This window comes from Candidatus Limnocylindrales bacterium, from assembly GCA_035571835.1.
In the GTDB taxonomy this organism is placed as follows: domain Bacteria; phylum Desulfobacterota; class Binatia; order UBA1149; family CAITLU01; genus DATNBU01.
Window position 1 is genome coordinate 235948 of record DATNBU010000029.1, and the last position, 18668, is coordinate 254615.

Here is an 18668-nt window from a genome sequence, read left to right on the forward strand (position 1 = left end):
CCTTCTGCCGACTCAAAGGATTGGAGTGTGACCTCTCACCTGGAAGAGAAGCTCCAGAACGACATCCATCACATCCGGGATCGTGTTCGCGAAATGGCGGATCTGGCCCTGCGCGGACTCGAAGACTCGGTGCGGGCGCTGAACACGGGCGATACCAAGCTCGCGTACGCCGCGATCCTGCGGGACTCGCGCGTCGACGACCTCGAGAGCCTCATTGACGGCATGTGCGTCGAGTTCATCGTGCGGCACATTCCCGTCGCCACGCACCTTCGCTTCGTGCACTCGGTCGCCAAGATCGTCTCCGAGCTCGAGCGCGTCGGCGACTACGCCGAGAGCATCAATCGCCAGGCCATCGTCCTGAGCCGTACGGAAAAACCGAAGCAATTCGACAAATTCGAGCGTATTGCTGGAGTGGCTGTTGACATGATGCGCCAGGCCGTTCGCTCGTTTCTCGACGAGGATCTGGACCTGGCCAAGCGCACCATTGCGCTCGAATCGGAAGCCAACGTCCTGCACCACGAAATCTACCAGGGCCTGGTTTCGGAGATCCCGGTCGGATCGGACGAGCTCTCGCACCTGTTCTCGCTGCTGTCGGTCGCCAACCGCTACGAGCGCGTTGCCGACCAGGCCGTGAACATCTGCGAAGAGGTCTACTACATGCTGACCGGCGACAGCGTGAAGCATCAGTCCAAAGGCGCCGCGAGCATCCTGTTCCTGTCGTCGGGGACGTCGTCGCTGGCGTCGATCGCCGAAGCGATCGCCAGCACGGTGGCCGGCAACCAGTTCGCGTTCGCGGCCGCGACCACCGGCCCCGGAACCCCCGATGCGCCGCTGCTCGATTTCCTCGCCAAGCGCGGCATCAACCTCGGCGATCGCGAGCCCGCCAAAAGCCTGGCCGAGATCGGCTCGCTCAGCGGGTTCCGCATCATCGTGGCGGTCGATCAGGAGGCCGCCCGCGAAATCGCCTCGCATACGCTCGGATTCCGCACCGTGGTCGTCGACTGGGACATGCCCGACGCACTGGCCGATGCCGGCCCCGAAGCGCTCTCGACCCTGTTCGACGAGCTGCTCGAACGGATCACGGGGCTCGTACAGAGCCTTCACGGGACCGTTGGCAATCTCGGCACTTCCAACTAGCCCCAAATCTGGAGACATCCATGACAACCAAACTTCCTGCGGTCGCATTGGCGCTCTCCGTACTCATCGGCCTCTCCATGACAGCCGCATGCTCGCGCGGCGGGTCCGATCGAAAGCTCCTTCAGAACAAGGGCTCCGATACGATGGTGAACATCGCCCAGGCCTGGGCGGAGACCTACCGATCGGTAAAGCCGGACGTCGCAATCGCGGTGAGCGGGGGCGGCAGCGGTACCGGCATCGCGGCACTCGTCAACGGGACCGTCGACATCGCGAACTCGAGCCGAGACATGCACCCGGATGAAAAGGAACAGGTCAAAAGCCACAACAACGGCAAGGAAGCCGTCGAGCACAAGGTCGCGCGCGACGGCATCGTCGTGTTTGTGCACTCGGCCAATCCGGTCAAGCAGCTGACGATGGAAAACCTCGCGTGCATCTACGGTGAGAAAGGCACGTGTGACACGTGGACCTCTGTCGGCGTCGAAGTTCCGGGATGCGCGGACCAGAAGATCATCCGCGTGAGCCGCCAGTCCAACTCCGGAACGTACGAATATTTCCGCGAAGTCGTGCTCGGCAAGACCGGCGACTTCAAGCTCGGATCGCGCGACATGCAGGGAAGCAAGGACGTCGTCGATCTTGTTTCGAAGACTCCGTGCGCAATCGGCTACAGCGGGATCGGCTACGCGAGCCACGAGCTCAAATCGGTGTGCCTTGCGAAAGATGCGTCCACGCCATGCGTCACGCCGACTCCCGAAACGGCAAAGAGCGGCGAGTATCCGCTGTCGCGCTGGCTCTACATGTACACGCTCGGCGATGCGCAAGGCGACATCAAGGCTTACATCGACTGGATCCTGTCTCCGGCAGGACAGAAGATCGTGACCGACAACGGGTTCGTGGCGATCAACTGACAGGCACCGGCAATGACACCACCGCCCGTTCCAGGGCGTCCGCCGGTCGCGAGGGGTCGCAGTGTCGTTTCCCGCGCCGTCGAGCGCCTGATCGAAGTCCTGATCCGCGCGTGCGGTTTCAGCGCGATCTTCTTCGTGTTCGCGATCCTGGTGTTCGTCGTCGGCTCGGGCGCGGAGTTCATCGTCCACCGCCTGTCGATCCCGCAGTTCCTGTTCAGCACCGAATGGGTCCCGACGTCACTCGGTGAGAAGCGCTACGGCACGCTCGCACTGATCATCGGAACCGTAAGCGTCACGTCGCTCGCGATGGCCATTGCCGTGCCGTTCGGACTCGGCGCGGCCGTGTTCGTCTCGGAGTTCACGACCGGCCGTCGCAAGGAGATCCTGAAGGTCGTCATCGAGCTTCTCGCGGCCATTCCTTCCGTCGTCTGGGGATTCATCGGGCTGGTGCTGATCAATCCGCTGATCATTGCGGTCTTCCACGCACCGATCGGCCTCAATGTGCTCAACGGCGGAATCATCCTGGGGCTGATGAGCGTTCCGATCATCGTCTCGATCGGCGAAGATGCGCTCAAGGCTGTTCCCGACTCGTACCGCGAAGCATCCCTGGCCATGGGAGCGTCGCGCTGGCAGACGGTCACGAAGGTTCTCATCCCGGCCGCCCGCAACGGGCTCCTGGCCGCCGTGCTGCTCGGCGTCGCGCGCGCGATCGGCGAAACCATCGCCGTCCTGATGGCCACCGGCCACGCCGTGCAGATCCCGCACAGCCCGCTCGATTCGGTGCGCACGCTGACGGCCACGATCGCCGCCGAGCTCGGCGAAAGCGCGCGCGGCAGCGACCACTACCAGGCGCTGTTCGCGATCGGCGTGCTGCTGTTCCTGCTGACGTTCGCGGTCAACCTGACGGCCGACCTCATGGTTCGCGGCCGCAAAGGCAACCAGTGACGGCGCCCGACCAGACCCCGTCGCCGTTCGCGTCGACGCCCACCACGCTTGCGGGTCGGCGCCGCGAAAACGTCGCGCGCGCAGTGCTGGCAATCCTGACGGCACTGCTGGTGATCCCGCTCGTCGCGATCCTCGGGCTGCTGGTCATCAACGGCGCGCCGGCGCTGACGCTCGACTTCCTGTTCCAGTCGCCGTCGGCCGGCATGACGGCCGGCGGAATCTTTCCGGCGATCGTCGGCACGCTGTGGCTGGTCGGCGTCTCGCTGCTGATCGCCGCTCCGATCGGCATCCTCGCGGCGATCTATCTGAATGAATACGCGCGCGAGAGCTGGATGACCCGCATCATCCATCTCGCGATCGTCAACCTCGCCGGCGTGCCGAGCATCGTGCACGCGCTGTTCGGCGTAGGCGCGTTCGTGCTGTTCCTCGGCTTCGGAACGAGCATTCTCTCGGCGTCGCTCACGCTCGCGGTGATGACGCTGCCGGTGATCATCGCCAGCACCAAGGAAGCACTGGCGTCGGTACCGATGTCGTTTCGCGAAGCTTGCTGGGTGCTCGGGGCGTCGCGCTGGCAGACGATCCGCTATGTGGTGCTGCCGAACTCGATCCAGGGAATCCTGACCGGCGTGATCCTGCAGGTCTCGCGCGCCGCCGGCGAGACTGCGCCGATCATGTTCACCGGCGCGGCCTTCTATCTGCCGTTCCTGCCGCGCTCGGTCTACGACCAGTGCATGGCGCTTTCGATGCATCTGTTCACGCTGTCGACGCAGGTTCCGAACGTGCCGAAGGCCATGCCTTATGCGACCGCGCTCGTGCTGCTCGGCCTCGTGATGGCCGTCAACCTTTCGTCGATCGTGCTGCGCAGCTACCTGCGGTCGCGGAGAAAGTGGTGACCGCTCGCGCCAAGATCGAGATCCGCGACCTGCGCGTGCGCCGGGGCAACAAAGTCGTCCTCGACGGCGTTTCGCTCGATGTGCTCGAGGGCGAAATCCTGGCCGTCATCGGTCCGGCCGGCGCCGGCAAGACGACGCTGCTCCAGTGCATCAACCGCATGACCGACATGATGCCGGGCGTCCAGATCGACGGCACGATCCGCATCGACGGCCAGGATATCACCGGCATCCGCGACGTCTCGTCGCTGCGCCGGCGGATCGGCGTGGTCTTTCCACTGCCGGTCGGCCTTCCGATGTCGATCTACGACAACGTCGCGTTCGCGCCGCGCATGGCCGGCATACGAAAGAAGGCCGTGCTCGACGAGCTCGTCGAGCGGTGCCTGCGCCAGGCCGCGCTGTTCGACGAGGTCAAGGACCGGCTGAGCGACCTCGGCACGCGCCTTTCGGGCGGCCAGCAGCAGCGACTCACGATCGCGCGCGCGCTGTCGCTCGAGCCCGAGATCCTTTGCCTCGACGAGTTCTCGATCGCCGTCGATCCGGTCACGACGATGCGCATCGAGGAGGTCATCAAGGAGCTCCGTAAATCGATGACGGTGATCCTGGTGACGAACCTCGTGCTGCAGGCGCGGCGCCTCGGCGATCGCACGGCGCTGTTCCTCGGGGGCCGCCTGGTCGAGGTCGGAGCCACCGAGACGATCTTCTCGAGGAACACCAAGGATGCACGCACGTTCCAGTACGTGCAGGGGTTGTTCGGCTGATGACGACGATCGACCCGACCCGTCACGCTTCGATCGTCACGCGCGGCCTGCGGCTCTCCTACGGAAAGTTCGAGGCGCTGCGCGGGATCGACATGGAGGTCACCAATTGCCGGATCACCGCACTCATCGGTCCGTCCGGGTGCGGTAAATCCACACTGCTGCGCTGCTTCAACCGCATCAACGAGCGCTTCGACTACGTGACGACGTCCGGCGAAGTCCTGATCCACGGGCACAACATCTACGACCCGGAGGTCGATCTGGTCGAGCTGCGCAAGCAGGTCGGCATGGTCTTCCAGCGGCCCAATCCGCTGCCGATCTCGGTGCGCGACAACGTGCTGTACGGTTACCGGCTCCACACGCCGGGCCGCCAGCGCCGCCGTGATGTCGAAGACGCCGAGGTCGAATCGGCACTGAAGGCCGTCCGCCTGTGGGATGCGATGAAAGACCAGCTCGATCGCAAAGCGACGACTCTCCAGCTCGAAGCGCAGCAGAAACTCTGCATCGCGCGTCTGATGCCGCTCAAGCCTTCGGTGCTGCTGATGGACGAACCGTGCTCGACGCTCGACCCCGATGCGACCAGCGCCGTCGAAGATCTGATGCGCGCGCTGGCCGAGCAGTTCACGATCGTGGTCGTGACGCACAACATGGCCCAGGCCCGACGCGTCAGCGACGAATGCGTCTACATGCTGCTCGGAGAGATCGTCGAGCACCGCCGCACCGAGCAGCTGTTCATTGCGCCGCGCGACAAGCGCACCGCCGACTACATCGAAGGGCGCTTCGGCTGAAGCACTGAACCGCGCGGCCGATTCGGTTTACGCCGGGAACCGCCGGGTCGCGGCCTGTCGCGCTCTATTCGAGTGACAGCCACAGGCGCAGCAGATGGCGGCGCCGCTCGGGCTGCGGCCAGTCTTCGTACTCCGTGCGCGCGTGCAGCACCGTGTGGTTCGAGATCAGCTGCACGTCGCCGGGCTCGAACTTCATGTCGAGGTAGAACTCGGGAGACGACGCGATCTCCTCGTAGAGATCCATCAGCTCGCGCTCGGCATTCGTGAAGCGCGGGGCCGCTTCGTGGCGCACCACCGAGCGGAAGTAGTCGCTGTGGTAGAACGTGCGCAGCCGTCCTTCCGAATAGCAGCAGGGCTGCACGGGGACCCACGGCATTCGTCCCTCGCGCGCCTCGTCGCGCGTATCGAGCAGGAACGGCTCGTAGAGTCGCGCAACCAGATCCGGCCGACGACGCGCAAGCTCGTCGTAGACGGCCACCGAGCTTACGATGCGGCTCGCACCACCGGCTTTCGCGGGCGTGAGGCACAGCAGCCCGACGACGTCCGCAAGATCACAGTGGTATGCGATCGTCGATGCCGTCCGGTACTTGCGCACGAACGGGTTGGCCGCATCCTCGCCGTAATCCTTGACGTGCCCGAGCAGCTCTTCGTCGGGATTCTGCCCGCCCGGCACGCCGAGATGATGGCCGAGGCCCCAGAACGCAATCGACGAGAGCTTCTCGCCCCAGCGCTCGACCGGAAGACCGCGCACGAGCAGAAATCCCCTGCCCTCGCCGAGCTCGCGGGCCCACTCGCGAATGCGCAGCGCGAGCGTCGGCAATGGAAATCCGGCGCGATCGATGCGGTCGAGCGGAAGCGACTCGCACTGGCGCGCTGCGCCTTCGAGCTCCGCAACTTCGCGATCGCCCAGGCGCACCACCCAATCGTCGCGCCCTGCGACGTCCGGTCCGCGCCACGCGGCGGGGCCGCCGACCGGAGCGGCAGCCATCTGTTCGTGCGGACGGTTGAAGTAATGCAGCGCCTGGGCGCCGAAGCTGCGCGCGGTCGTCATGGCAGCAAGCTCGCTATCATTCGTCCGACGTCTTCGCGAGCAGAGCGGTTTGCGCAGTCACCCGAGCAGATCGGCGAGGCGCAGCACTTCGTCCGGGTCGGCGGTCGTCGGCGTCAGCAGCACTTCGTCTGCGCCCGCGTCGCGGCAGCGCGCGATCGCTTCGCGAGCTCCCGAGGCAGATCGCGCAATGCAGAACGGCGCGAGGTCACGCCCGGCCGTCGGACCCATGAACGCGAGATAACGCTCGAGATACGAGTCGAGCTGCGCGCCGCCGTTCGGACCGAGTGCGAACCAGAAACCGGTGACGAGCCGCGGCGACTTCTCGCGACCCGCCTGACTCCATGCGTTTCGAGCAAGCTCGAACTTTTCGGCGACGTCTTCGGCGGTCGGTCCGAAGCTGAACGACGTGATCCCGTCCGCCCAGCGCGCCGCACGCCGGATCGATTGCGCAAAGAGTGCGCCGATCATCAGCTCCGGCCCGCCCTTCTGCAGCGGAAACGGCTCGACCGGCCGCTCGATCCCCTCCGCCATGATCTCTCCTCTCCACACCCGGCGCATCGTGGCCACGCTGTCTTCGAGACGCCCGAGCAGGCGGTGATCCCAGACTGCGCCGACGGCGCGATAGTCCTCGTCCCGTCCGCCGACTCCGACGCCGACCGAAAGCCGCCCGCGTGACAGCACGTCGAGCGTCGCAAGCTGCTTGGCAAGCAGAACGGGACGGTGCATCGGCAGCACCAGCACGGCGAACGCGAGCTTTACGCGTTCGGTTGCCACTGCGGCGGCAGTCAGCGTGACCATCGCCTCGGGATTCGGAAAGTTGATGCGCTCGCCGACCGCGAGCGTCGAGAACGGCCCTGCATCGATGCGCCGCGACCATTCGAGGATTCCATCTCGATCGAGACCGGGCGCCATGACCGGCAGGTGAAGACCAACCTGCATCGACGTCAGAGCAGGCTGCACGGCCCGCCGCGCGAGGCGATTGCGACGGCACTGTGGTCGGAGGAGAAATTCATCGAGGCCGATCCGTCTGCGGCTGGCGTCGAGTACGAGAAGACGCGTTTTCGCGCAAGGAGCGCTCACGATGTCCGCACCCAACTCCCTGCGATACCGGCTCTATGCCTTCCTGCTGCTGCTCGGCTGGGTTCCGGTAAGCGTCGCGGAGGAAGCGCCGGCGCGTGCGGTTCACGAGATCGTCGCGCACCGCGGGTCGAGGGCGGACCGACCGGAGAACACACTCGCCAGCGCACGCCGGGCAATCGAAGCCGGCGCAACGGCCGTCGAGATCGACGTCCGCATGACCAAGGACGGCGCGCTGGTCCTGTCGCACGATCCGACCGTCGACCGCGTGACCAACGGCACGGGCCGGATCAAGGACAAGACGCTCGATGAGGTCGAGAAGCTCGATGCAGGTGAAAAATTCGATCCGAAATTCAAGGGCGAGCGCATCCCGACACTCGAGCAGGAGCTGACGGTCTGCCGCGGAAAAGTCGATGCGCTGCTCGACCTCAAGGAGAACGGCGACGAATACGACCGCAAGGTGATCGAGACGGTCAAGACCTCCGGTGATCCTCATCGGACAATCATCGGCGTCCGTACGGTCGAGCAGGCGAAGAAGTTTCGCAGCCAGCTGCCCGAGGCCCGCCAGCTCGGCCTGATCGAAGACCAGAAGGACGTCGATGCGTTCCGGGCGGCGGGCGTCGAGATGATTCGGCTGTGGCCGAAATGGTTGCCGGACGAAAAGCTGGTCGCGCGCGTACGGCAGGACGGCGGCAAGCTTCACCTCAACGGAAAGACCGGTGCAGCCGATGAAGTCCTCAAGCTGCTCGAGTACCGGCCGGATTCGATCTCGAGCGACGACCCGGCGCGATTGAAGGCAACGCTCGCGACGCTCGGACGCTGATGTCCATCTGACACGGAATCTCCGCATTTCGCGCCGGCAGCGACTGAAAAAGTGAGACTTCGTGGATTCGTGCTGGTCCCTGTTTCGGGGTTTTTGATCAAGCGGGCTCCGTCAGATTGGCGGCAGCGTCACGACTTCAGCCTGAGTTATTCTTCGTCGCGCATACCGCAGGTCACGGTACCGGACGATCGTGTGGCCTGGTTCGCGTCGAGCGTTGAATCATGCGGCTCGACACCAGCTCGTATCGATGCCGCCGCGGGCGATGGACTTGTTGCGATGCGCAGCACGGACTGCGCGGTAGTCCCTGATGCACGAACATTCCGCGGGGAATGTGATCCAGGTCTCGTCTGATGCGTAAGCACTCAGCGTGATCGGTGTCTTGAGCACGTGCCCGAGATGGGCGATGGCGACGGGTTCGAGGGTTTGTCGGATAGTACGCGCGCAGCGTCGTACTCGGATACGTGCGGCGTCGGGCTCGGATACGCCGCCGGCTATCGGGTCTGAAAAGTTCGTTGAAAAACACGCGCCGCGTCGGACGCGGATCACGGCCGGCTATGACACTTTTGTTATGGAAGCGTCGACGCGATGTCGGTGCGAACTGGAACATGGGTAACGAATCAGACCGAGTACATGGGTAACAGTCACTCATCGTTTTCGACGCTTTCTTCGGCGCCGGCCAGTCAGTTCTCCGTCGGATCGAATCAGCTCCCCGAAGCTGCGGCACTTGCGCCTTCGCTCCTTGCGTGGATCGACCACACCAAGAAGCTTGGGGCCGAAGTAGACTCTCCAAGTATCGGTCGAAGTCGGCTCCAAGCCGATCATCTCATTCGCCAGGCATCCACTGATGTACCACTGCGTGCCCTCGTGCGAGATGACGCCGTTGGGATATGTCTTGGTCACGACCATGTGCTCCGGGTATTCGACATCTGGGACGCGCGAGGGATACGAACGCTGCGAGGTTCGGTAGTGCTGATCCGGGACGTCCATGCCCAGTCCTTCATGCGGACGTAGCTGGTTGAAGTCCCGTACGAAGTGATCGAATGCGACTTGTTGCGCCCGAAAGCTCGAGCGAGGTGGCGACGCTGTTTCCCGCTTGAGTGTACGGTGCATCCGCTCGTGACGACCATTTTGATCAGGACGGCCCGGTAAGATCCGCTCCGGTGTGATGTTCAGTTTGATCCACCATACGGCCAGCTGCGACAGTCCCGCTGGAGCCAGCGAGGAGAACGGCGCCCCGTTGTCGGTGCGGATCACTTCAGGCAGGCCGAACTCTCGAAACGCACGTTCGAAAACCTTCATCACCGGCGCAGTGACTGAGCTCGTCATCGCTTTGCACGTCAGGATCTTGCGTGAATAGCCATCGGTGATGGTAAGCGGCAGGCACCGGTTCCCGGCGATCGGAAAGTGCCCCTTGAAGTCAGCGCACCATACCGCGTTGGGATGAGAGTACTCGACGAGCGGCACTCCGTGCGGTGCGCTGCGCCGTCGTCGTCGTGCCTTTGGCTTGATCAGGCCTTCGGACTTGAGAACGCGCCCGATTGTACTAGCGGCCGGGATATCTGCGCCAGGGTGCCGGCGCTCCAGAACCACCTTAAGCTTGCGGGGTCCCCAGTTCGGACGTCGAGCCCTAGCCTCCAGGATCAACCGTTTGATCGCCGGGCTAAGGGCGTTCGGGTGGCTGTGTGGCGTACGACTGCGCTCGACGAGTCCTGAAACACCACCCGCCTGATAACGCTCGATCCACTTGTAGCCGCTCTTCCGGCTGATACCGAAAGCACGGCACAATTCGGTCATCGTGCATTCATCACCGAGATAACGGGCAACAAACTTGATCCGTTCGTCCATCGAATTCACTTCCTTCCAAGGCATGGTCTTCCTCCATGCCCAAGATAAAGTGTTACCCATGTAATGGGTCCGATCTGTTACCCAAGTACCAGGTCCGTACCGTCGATTTCGCTTGACGCGGATTTTCGTCGCTTCACGTCGCCTGTAACGAGGCGAAACAGAGCGCACGGCTTTTTTCGCGACTTCGCGCGTTGCGCCGCTCAGATCTCGCGCTGTGTCGCGAAACCGCATGTCTGTGGGCGGTCGCGTCCTTGCGGCGAACGACGCCTGGAAAACCCGTGTTACAAGCGTCGTCATGACGACATCCTTCGACAGCATTGCAAAGCTCTCCGAACAGGAACTGCTCGATCACTTCGAGTGCCTGGTCGCACGCGACCGTCGTACGACAGCGGCGCTACTCGTCGCGATCGCCGAGATCGATGAGCGCAAGCTCTGGGCCAGGCATGCCTGCTCCTCCATGTTCAGCTTCTGCATGGAGCGCTTCCACATGTCGGAGCAGGTAACTGCCAAGCGGATCTGGGCTGCGCGCACGGCGCGCCGCTTTCCGGTCGTCCTCGACCTGGTCGCACGCGGTGAGCTGCATCTCAGCGCGATTCATCTGCTGGCCAGGCATCTGACGACCGAGAACCACCTGCGGGTGCTCGAGCGCGCCACGCACAAGAGCTCGCGCGAGGTCGAGCGGCTGGTTGCCGAGCTGGCGCCGCGACCCGATGTAGCGTCGCGTGTTCGGGCGATGCCCGGGCGTCGCGGTGCGGACGCGGCGAACGATCGGCCGTCGGTGTCGGCTGGCGGGACTTCGATGGATTGCGAACAGGCCGGCGGTGCGAGCGATCGGTGCGCTTCGACAGACCGCGAGTCCGGCGGCGGTGCGAGCGATTGGTGCGCGTCGACAGACCACGAGTCCGCCGGTTGCTCGAGTAATCGGCCGGACTCCACGGTCGTCGGCGCTGCGATCTCTCCACCGTCAGCGCAGCCGGCAAAAGTGACGAAGCCGATCGTTCCGCTCAGCCCACGCCGTTACAAGATCGAGATCACAGTAGACGAAAAAACGCACGACAAACTCCGCTCGCTGCAGGATCTGCTCGGCCGGTCGGCGACCGGTCGCGATGCGGCCGCGATCATCAGTCGTGCGATCGACGTGCTGCTCGTCCAGACGCTCACGCGCAAGGCAGGCTGCACCGATCGACCGGGGTCGACCACGTCGACGAACGCGGAATGCACCGATCGACCCGGCACAATGCCCGCGGCCGATACTGCCGCTTCGCAACGAGCACAGCGATCCCGGACCATCCCGGCGGCCGTACGACGCGAGGTATGGCAGCGCGACTCGGGACGCTGCTGCTACGTAGACGGCCGAGGACGTCGCTGCCGCGAGACCAGCAACATCGAGTTCCACCACAAAGCTCCCTTCGCGATGGGCGGACCTGCTACGCCCGAGAACATCGAGCTGCGCTGCGCGGCACACAACCAGTATCAGGCGGACCTCGATTTCGGCCGCGCCTTTATGGATGCGAGGCGCGGCAATCTCGCCGACGCGCGAACATTCCCCGGGGAATGTCGGGCGATGGCGGCCGCGCCGTGAGACGTCGTCGGAGTTCGGATCCTGTCGATGTGGATGAACTTGGTCCGGGCCTGAAGTCAGGCTGATTGCGCGCGGCTCAGGACCTCAAAGCCCATACCAACCCGCGAAGAGCCCGCGCCGGCACTCGCGAACGTGGCGGCCTGAAATGCGAGAGCCCGCCGCGAGTGACTCGCGGCAGGCTCTCGTCGACTCGCGTTGAAGCGAGCCGTTCTCTAGCCTGGGCGCTAGCCCAGGCGTTCCATAGGCTCGCCGTCAGGCGAGCCGTTCCCTAGCTTGAGCGCTAGCCCAGGCGTTCCATAGGCTCGCCGTCAGGCGAGCCGTTCAATAATCGTCGCGTTCGCCATCCCGCCGCCCTCGCACATCGTCTGCAGGCCGTAGCGGCCGCCGCTGCGCTCGAGCTGGTTGAGCAGCGTCGTCATCAGGCGCGCGCCGCTCGCTCCGAGAGGATGACCGAGCGCGATCGCACCGCCGTTCGGATTGACCTTCGACATGTCGGCTTCGAGATCGCGCGCCCACGCGAGCACGACCGGCGCGAACGCCTCGTTGATCTCGACCGCATCGATGTCCGAGAGCTTCATGCCCGCGCGCTTGAGAACGTTGTGCGTGGCCGGAATCGGCGCGGTCAGCATGATGACCGGATCGCACGAGCCGAGCGCGAACGCATGGAAGCGTGCGCGCGGCTTGAGGCCGAGCTCTTCGGCGCGCTTGCGCTCCATCACGAGCACGGCGGCGGCGCCATCGGTGATCTGGCTCGAGTTGGCGGCGGTGATCATGCCGGTCTCCTCGAAGGCGGGCTTGAGCACGCCGAGCTTTTCGGCGGTCGAATCCGGACGGATGCCTTCATCGATCGTGATCATCTCTTTCTTGCCGTCGTCGTGCGTGCGCTCGATCGGAATGATCTCGTGCGCGAACCAGCCGTTGTCGGTCGCGCGCGCGGCGAGCTGGTGCGAGCGTGCGGAGAACTCGTCGAGCTGCTCGCGCTTGAGTCCCCACTTCTTGCAGATCTCCTCGGCCGACAGACCCTGGTTCACGAGGCCGCCGCGACCGTAGAGATTGGCCTTCACGTATCGGTCGATCATCTTCGGGCCGAACGGTGCGCCGCCGACCATCGCGGTCGTGCCCATCGGCACGCGGCTCATCGACTCGACGCCGGCGGCGATCACGCAGTCGTACGCGCCGGCCATCACGCCCTGCGCCGCAAAGTGAAGCGCCTGCTGGCTCGAGCCGCACTGCCGATCGACGGTAGTGCCGCAGACGGTTTCCGGAAGGCCCGCGGCAAGCGCCGCGTTGCGTGCAATGTTGAGACCCTGCTCGCCGACCTGCCCGACGCATCCCATGATGACGTCTTCGATCAGCGACGGGTCGATGCCGGTGCGGTCGGCGAGCGCGCGGATCGGCTCGGCGGCCAGATCGACGGCATGCCATCCGGCCAGCGCTCCGTTCTTCTTGCCACGACCGAGAGGAGTACGAATGGCGTCTACGATGACGGCTTCACGCATGATGAAAATCCTCCAGCAGTTGTCCGGCCGGGCCGCCCGGCGCGTGTTGGATGGCCGCAACGCGGCCATCGGGGTTGGCGGCCGCGACGCGGCCATGAGGTTCAGCCGCTCAAGACGGCAGAAATAAGGATGGCCGGAAGAATGGCAAGATCTTGCAATACTTCAAACGGGCCACTGCGGGCTCAGCAGGCGGCCACCAGCCCATCCTTGCGGGACTCGGTGGCTGCAATGTATCCGCCGTCGATGCGCAGCGCGGCCTGCGCACCGCCGAACATCAGCGGCGGAGCGACCGAGACTTCGTGGCCCTTGTCCGCGAGCGCTTCGCGCACGGCTGGAGCAACGCCCTCTTCGACCATGACTCCGCGGCCTTCGGTGACCTGCCAGCGCGGACCGTCGACGGCCGCCTGCGGATTCTGATTCCAGCCGAACATCCTCAGCACCATCTGCACGTGGCCCTGCGGCTGCATCGGTCCGCCCATCACGCCGAACGCGAGCAGCGGCTCGCCGCCGCGCGTGACGAAGCCGGGAATGATGGTGTGGAACGGACGCTTGCCGGGCCCGACGGCATTCGGATGTCCGGCGACGAGCGAGAAACCGCTCCCGCGATTCTGCAGGCTCATGCCGGTGCCGGGAACGACGATCCCCGATCCGAACGCGAAGTAGTTCGACTGGATGTACGAGACCATCATGCCGCCTGCGTCGGCGGCACACAGATAGACCGTGTCTCCGGTGGCCGGTTTGCCGGCGGCAAAATCCAGCGCGCGGCGCGGATCGATCTCGCGCGCGCGAGACGCAAGATAATCGTCGTCGACGAGATCGGCGGGACGCACCTTCATCGATGCCGGATCGGCGACGGCACGATGCGTATCGGCGAACGCGAGCTTCATCGCCTCGATCTGAAGGTGCAGGCTCTCGGCCGAATCCGGCGCATGCTCGAGAACGCCCGTGTGCGACAGGATCCCGAGCGCAGCGAGCGCGGCAATGCCTTGCCCGTTCGGCGGGATCTCGTGCACGCGCACGCCGCCGTAGTCCTTTTCGAGGAGCTCGACCCAGTCGGCGCGGTGATCGGCGAGATCCTGTGCGGTGAACAAGCCGCCGCCAGCGGCGGACGCCGCAGCGAACGCTTCGGCGAGGCGGCCGCGGTAGACGCTTTCGCCGCGCGTTTCGGCGACCTCGCGAAGGCTCGCGGCAAGATCAGGCAGCCGGACTCTCTCGCCCATGCGCGGCGCACGTCCGTTCGGAAGGAAAACGCGCGCGAATTCGTCGAGCCCGCCGTACAGACCGGCGACGGCAGACCACTGGCCTGCAATGACCGGCGAGACCAGGTATCCGCGCTCGGCGTAATCGATCGCCGGTTCGAAGAGTGTCTCGAACGGAAGGCTGCCGAACTTCTCCGACAGCTCGACCCATGCCGAAACGGCGCCGGGCACCGTGACGGCGCCCCACCCGAGCATCGGCATGCGCTCGGCACCGGCGAAGCGCTCGATCGTCATTGCGCGCGGCGAACGTCCGGATGCGTTGAGCCCATGGAGAGCTCCATCCTTCGCGACGATCGCGAACGCATCGCTGCCGAGTCCGTTGTTGACCGGCTCGACGACCACCAGTGCGATGGCTGCAGCGAGCGCGGCATCGACGGCATTGCCGCCGCGCCGGATCATAGAAAGACCTGCCTGCGATGCGAGCGGCTGCGACGTCGCGACGACGTTCTCTGCGAGCACCGGCATCCGCCGCGACAGATACGGAAAGTCGCTGCTCACGGCGTCGGCCGCCGCCCGCGCATCGGGCCCGCGTCGCGCCCGCCGATGGAACGCGCATCGCGCTTCATGCGATAGACCACCGGCCCATCCTTCGGCATGGCAAGCGGCGCGACCACTTCGAATCCGAAGCGCTCGTAGTACGGAACGTTCTCGATGCGCGACGCTTCGAGATAGGCGGCGTAGCCGCCGGCGTCGCAGCGCTCGAGGACCGGGCGCAGCAGCGACGTGCCGACGCCGTTCTTCTGCCGCGACGGATCGGTGCCGAGCACCGACAGATACCAGTGCGGCTCGTCCGGATGCAGTGTCGCCATCGGTGCCATTCCGCGGGCGATCAATCCCGCGCGCGTGCCGAATACCGGCAGCACCCGAAATACGAACGCGAGCAGCTCCACCAGGCTCGGGCCCCCCTCACGCGGAGGGTCCCACATTGCGACGCCGGAGAAGTCCGGGGTCGTGTAGACGACGCCGTGCTTGCCGTAGATCGCGAGGACCCGTTCGAACAGTCGCCGCTGGCGCTCGTAGCGACCGGCCGCGTCGGGAAACAGCCACAGATGAAAGGGATCGGAAGCGAACGCGCGAACCAGTGTCTCGGCGAGTCGGGGGAAGTCGGCCGAGGTTGCCGGCCTCAGGCCAGGTCCAGCGGCGGGTAGATCGGGACGCAGCACGGCGCGACCGATCTAGCGGCCGCGCCGTGCAAGTGGTAGCGGACCGGCTCCGCAACTTTTTGCCTGGCGTCCTGCCGACGCTCGATCCGGAGGAAATCAATGTCCACTTCCGCTCTCGCCATGGTCACCGGTGCTTCATCGGGTATCGGCAAATCGTTTGCGCAGGCGCTCGCGGCGCGCGGCACCGACCTGATTCTCGTCGCTCGCAACAAGAGCCGCCTCGACGAGCTCGCCGCCGAGCTGCGAAGCCGGCACGGCCGCGACATCAGCGTGCTGATCGCCGACCTCGAAAAACCTGAAGAGCTCGCACAGGTCGAGAAACGGCTTCACGACGATGCCCGCATCGATCTGCTGGTCAATAACGCCGGCTACGGCGTGACCGGGAACTTCGCGGACCTGCCGGTCGATCACAGCCAGGGACAGATCGAGTGCAACGTCATCGCGCTCACGCGCCTGTCCCATGCAGCGCTCACGACCATGCGGACGTCGCGGCGCGGCGGCATCATCAACATTGCGTCGGGCGCCGCTTTCGTGCCGACGCCGCAGATCTCGGTCTACTGCGCAACCAAGGCCTACGTCGTCAATTTCTCGCTCGCGCTCAACGAAGAGACCAAGCCGTACGGCGTACGCTGCATGGTCGTCTGCCCCGGGTTTACCCGCACCGAGTTCCAGTCGCGCGCCAACTACGACACCAGCTCGATGCCGTCGTTCGTCTGGCAGACGGCCGACGACGTCGTGCGCGAATCGCTGGCGGCCTACGACAAGGGCGAAGCCATGCTGGTGCCGGGCTTCCAGAACAAGGTGTCGATGATGCTGACCAGCGTCATCCCGAAGACGCTGCTGGTCTCGCTCGCAGGCCGGTTCGGAAAGCAGCCGGTGAACTGAACAGGTCCTAAATCAATCCAACGTCAGAACTCTCCGCGCGTGTCGATTCGCGGAAAGAATCGACAGGCTCTGGTTAACGAGCCCGGAACTGTAGTTCTATTGCAGCGTGATCCGGGGGCCACGCACCAACGACGCCGCGGTCCGCAGCGACGCAGGGAGCTCGCTCTTCCTGCGCCTGGTTCTTCCATTCCTGCTGACGCTTTCCTGCCTGTTCGGCATCTCGGTCGCGGGCATGACCGTGCTGTCGGCGGTGCGCGCGTACGTCGGCGGAGAAGCGCTGTGGTCGAAGGCACAAAAGGAAGCCGTCTACCATTTGATCCGCTACGCGTCGTCACACGACCGCGACGAGTTCGACAAATATCGCGTCGCCCTCTCCGTACCGGAGGGTGACCGGAAGGCGCGCGTCGAGCTCGACAAGCCGGAGCCGGATTACGCGCTCGCACGCCAGGGTTTCCTCGAAGGCCGCAACGATCCGGCCGACGTTGACGGCATGATCGGTCTGTTCCGCCGCCTTCGTCACGTCGCGCTCGTCGACCGGTCGATCGCGATCTGGGAGGAAGCCGACGTTCATATCGCCGAGCTTTCAAGACTGGCCGATCGCCTGCAGGCCGAAGTCGAGAGGACTCCGCCGGATCGTGTCCGCATCGACGCCGCGCTTGCGGCGATCGATCGCGAGGCCGGCATCCTGACGCCGCTCGAAGATGCGTTCTCGTATTCTTTCGGACAGGCGGCGCGCGAGGTCGGCCGATGGCTGCTCGCGCTGCTCGCGCTCGCGACGGTGCTGCTCACGACCTGCGTAGTCTGGTTCTGCCGCGTCGTGCTTCGCGAACGCGAGCGGCACCAGCAGGCGCTGCGCGAGAGCGAGGAGCGCTACCGCACGTTCTTCGAAACCAGCATCGATGCGGTGATTCTCGGACGGCCGGACGGCGTCGTCGAAGCCGTCAATGCGGCGGCCTGCCGCATGTTCGGATTCGACGCGAGCGAGCCGGGCGGCGGCGCAGCGGATGCGTTTCGGGACTCGCTGTTCGACTCGATCCGGTCTGCGATGGCGGAAACCGTGCAGAGCGGCCGTTTCGGCGGGCAGTCGTCGTTTTCGCGCAGGGACGGCACGACGTTCGACGGAGAGGTCGCTGCCTGCCTGTTCACGGACTCGAGCGGGCATCAGAAGACGAGCGTCGTCGTACGCGACATCAGCGCCCGTCTTCGCGCCGAGCAGGAGATCCGCCGGCTCAATGCAACGCTCGAAGGGCGGGTCGCCGCGCGGACCGCAGAGCTCGAAGCCGCCAATCGCGAGCTCCTGGTGTTCAACCGCGAGCTCGAATCGTTCTGCTACTCGGTTTCCCACGATCTGCGGCTGCCGCTGCGTTCGATGAACGGGTTCAGCCAGCTGCTGCTGTCGGACTACGGCGCGGTGCTCGACATGCGTGGACAGAACTACCTGCAGAGCGTCCAGCGCGCATGCCGCAGAATGGGAAGGCTCATCGACGATCTTCTGAATCTCAGCCGCTACACGCGCCAGAAGCTGGTGCCGCAGGTCCTCGACCTCCGCGCCATTGCCGAGGAAGTCATCGACGAGCTGCGCGCCGAGCACCCCGGCGGCAACGTCGAGGTCGACATCTCGATGAACGGGCACAGCACGACATGCGGCGACGGCACGCTGGTGCGCGTGCTTCTTCGCCATCTGCTGGCCAATGCGTGGAAATTCTCTGCGGGAACCGAGCGCCCCCGAATCGAGTTCGCAGCGGAAGCGGACGGTGGCGAGGCGGTTTATTTCGTGCGCGACAACGGCTGCGGATTCGACATGGCCTACGCGGACAAGCTGTTCCGCATCTTCAATCGCCTCCATGCCGTCGACGAGTTCGAGGGGACCGGAATCGGGCTGTCGATCGTGCAGCGCATCGTGATGCGTCATGGAGGAAGGGTCTGGGCGCAGAGCGTTCCCCAACAGGGAGCGACATTCTACTTTACGCTGGGCGCGTCAGGTGAGGCCGAGATGGCGGCGAGCGCCTAGCGAATTTTCCGCATGGACTGGGCACCGCCCTCAAGGCATACAGTGGACGC

General features: G+C 65.0%; 16 protein-coding genes. 10 read left to right on the forward strand and 6 right to left on the reverse strand.

Annotation, left to right across the window (positions count from 1 at the left end; all coding sequences use genetic code 11):
• The first annotated feature begins 27 nt into the window (after positions 1–27).
• Genes phoU through VN634_13500 form a run of 6 tightly spaced genes read left to right on the forward strand, consistent with a single transcriptional unit; the run spans position 28 to position 5423 of the window.
• Entirely contained in the window at positions 28–1137 is a 1110-nt protein-coding gene (phoU, locus tag VN634_13475) for a phosphate signaling complex protein PhoU (GenBank protein ID HXC51893.1), read from the forward strand.
• A 20-nt stretch (positions 1138–1157) separates the two neighbouring features.
• Complete coding sequence (locus VN634_13480) at positions 1158–2042, forward strand: phosphate ABC transporter substrate-binding protein (GenBank protein ID HXC51894.1); 885 nt, start codon at positions 1158–1160, stop codon at positions 2040–2042.
• A gap of 12 nt (positions 2043–2054) precedes the next feature.
• Positions 2055–2987: a phosphate ABC transporter permease subunit PstC gene (pstC, locus tag VN634_13485; protein HXC51895.1), complete on the forward strand. Its 933-nt coding sequence runs from the start codon at positions 2055–2057 to the stop codon at positions 2985–2987.
• Positions 2984–3880, forward strand: coding sequence for a phosphate ABC transporter permease PstA (pstA, locus tag VN634_13490; protein ID HXC51896.1), 897 nt, complete (start codon positions 2984–2986; stop codon positions 3878–3880). Before pstC ends, pstA begins: the two co-directional genes overlap by 4 nt.
• Positions 3877–4638: a phosphate ABC transporter ATP-binding protein gene (locus VN634_13495; protein ID HXC51897.1), complete on the forward strand. Its 762-nt coding sequence runs from the start codon at positions 3877–3879 to the stop codon at positions 4636–4638. Before pstA ends, VN634_13495 begins: the two co-directional genes overlap by 4 nt.
• A complete protein-coding gene (locus VN634_13500) occupies positions 4638–5423 on the forward strand; it encodes a phosphate ABC transporter ATP-binding protein (protein ID HXC51898.1) in 786 nt (261 codons plus the stop codon). Before VN634_13495 ends, VN634_13500 begins: the two co-directional genes overlap by 1 nt.
• Positions 5424–5487: 64 nt before the next feature.
• Here the strand turns inward: VN634_13500 and VN634_13505 are convergent, their stop codons facing one another.
• Positions 5488–6474: a TauD/TfdA family dioxygenase gene (locus VN634_13505; GenBank protein ID HXC51899.1), complete on the reverse strand. Its 987-nt coding sequence runs from the start codon at positions 6472–6474 to the stop codon at positions 5488–5490.
• A gap of 57 nt (positions 6475–6531) precedes the next feature.
• Entirely contained in the window at positions 6532–7434 is a 903-nt protein-coding gene (locus VN634_13510; protein HXC51900.1) for an LLM class flavin-dependent oxidoreductase, read from the reverse strand.
• Between the two features lie 121 nt (positions 7435–7555).
• Here VN634_13510 and VN634_13515 point away from each other — a divergent pair, with 121 nt between their 5' ends.
• A complete protein-coding gene (locus VN634_13515) occupies positions 7556–8374 on the forward strand; it encodes a glycerophosphodiester phosphodiesterase family protein (GenBank protein ID HXC51901.1) in 819 nt (272 codons plus the stop codon).
• 645 nt (positions 8375–9019) lie between these two features.
• Here VN634_13515 and VN634_13520 read toward each other — a convergent pair.
• Positions 9020–10219, reverse strand: a complete 1200-nt coding sequence (locus VN634_13520; GenBank protein ID HXC51902.1) for an IS481 family transposase — start codon at positions 10217–10219, stop codon at positions 9020–9022.
• 295 nt (positions 10220–10514) lie between these two features.
• Here VN634_13520 and VN634_13525 point away from each other — a divergent pair, with 295 nt between their 5' ends.
• Positions 10515–11801 carry a hypothetical protein gene (locus VN634_13525; GenBank protein HXC51903.1) on the forward strand — a complete coding sequence of 429 codons (1287 nt, stop codon included), beginning with the start codon at positions 10515–10517 and terminating at the stop codon, positions 11799–11801.
• A gap of 308 nt (positions 11802–12109) precedes the next feature.
• Here VN634_13525 and VN634_13530 read toward each other — a convergent pair whose 3' ends face one another.
• The 3 genes from VN634_13530 to VN634_13540 all read right to left on the reverse strand — a co-directional run bounded on the left by VN634_13530 (position 12110) and on the right by VN634_13540 (position 15722).
• The gene (locus VN634_13530; protein ID HXC51904.1) at positions 12110–13300 is read right to left on the reverse strand and encodes a thiolase family protein; all 1191 of its coding nucleotides are present in this window, start codon (positions 13298–13300) and stop codon (positions 12110–12112) included.
• Positions 13301–13482: 182 nt separating this feature from the next.
• Positions 13483–15057 (reverse strand): gamma-glutamyltransferase family protein, encoded by a 1575-nt coding sequence (locus tag VN634_13535; GenBank protein HXC51905.1) that lies wholly within the window; start codon positions 15055–15057, stop codon positions 13483–13485.
• Entirely contained in the window at positions 15054–15722 is a 669-nt protein-coding gene (locus VN634_13540; GenBank protein ID HXC51906.1) for a GNAT family N-acetyltransferase, read from the reverse strand. The genes VN634_13535 and VN634_13540 overlap by 4 nt, the downstream gene beginning before the upstream one ends.
• Positions 15723–15821: 99 nt before the next feature.
• On the opposite strand from VN634_13540, the gene VN634_13545 reads away from it, so the two are divergent.
• Both VN634_13545 and VN634_13550 read left to right on the forward strand, forming a co-directional pair.
• Entirely contained in the window at positions 15822–16607 is a 786-nt protein-coding gene (locus VN634_13545) for an SDR family oxidoreductase (GenBank protein HXC51907.1), read from the forward strand.
• Positions 16608–16713: 106 nt separating this feature from the next.
• Positions 16714–18618, forward strand: a complete 1905-nt coding sequence (locus tag VN634_13550; GenBank protein ID HXC51908.1) for an ATP-binding protein — start codon at positions 16714–16716, stop codon at positions 18616–18618.
• The last annotated feature ends 50 nt before the right edge of the window (positions 18619–18668 follow it).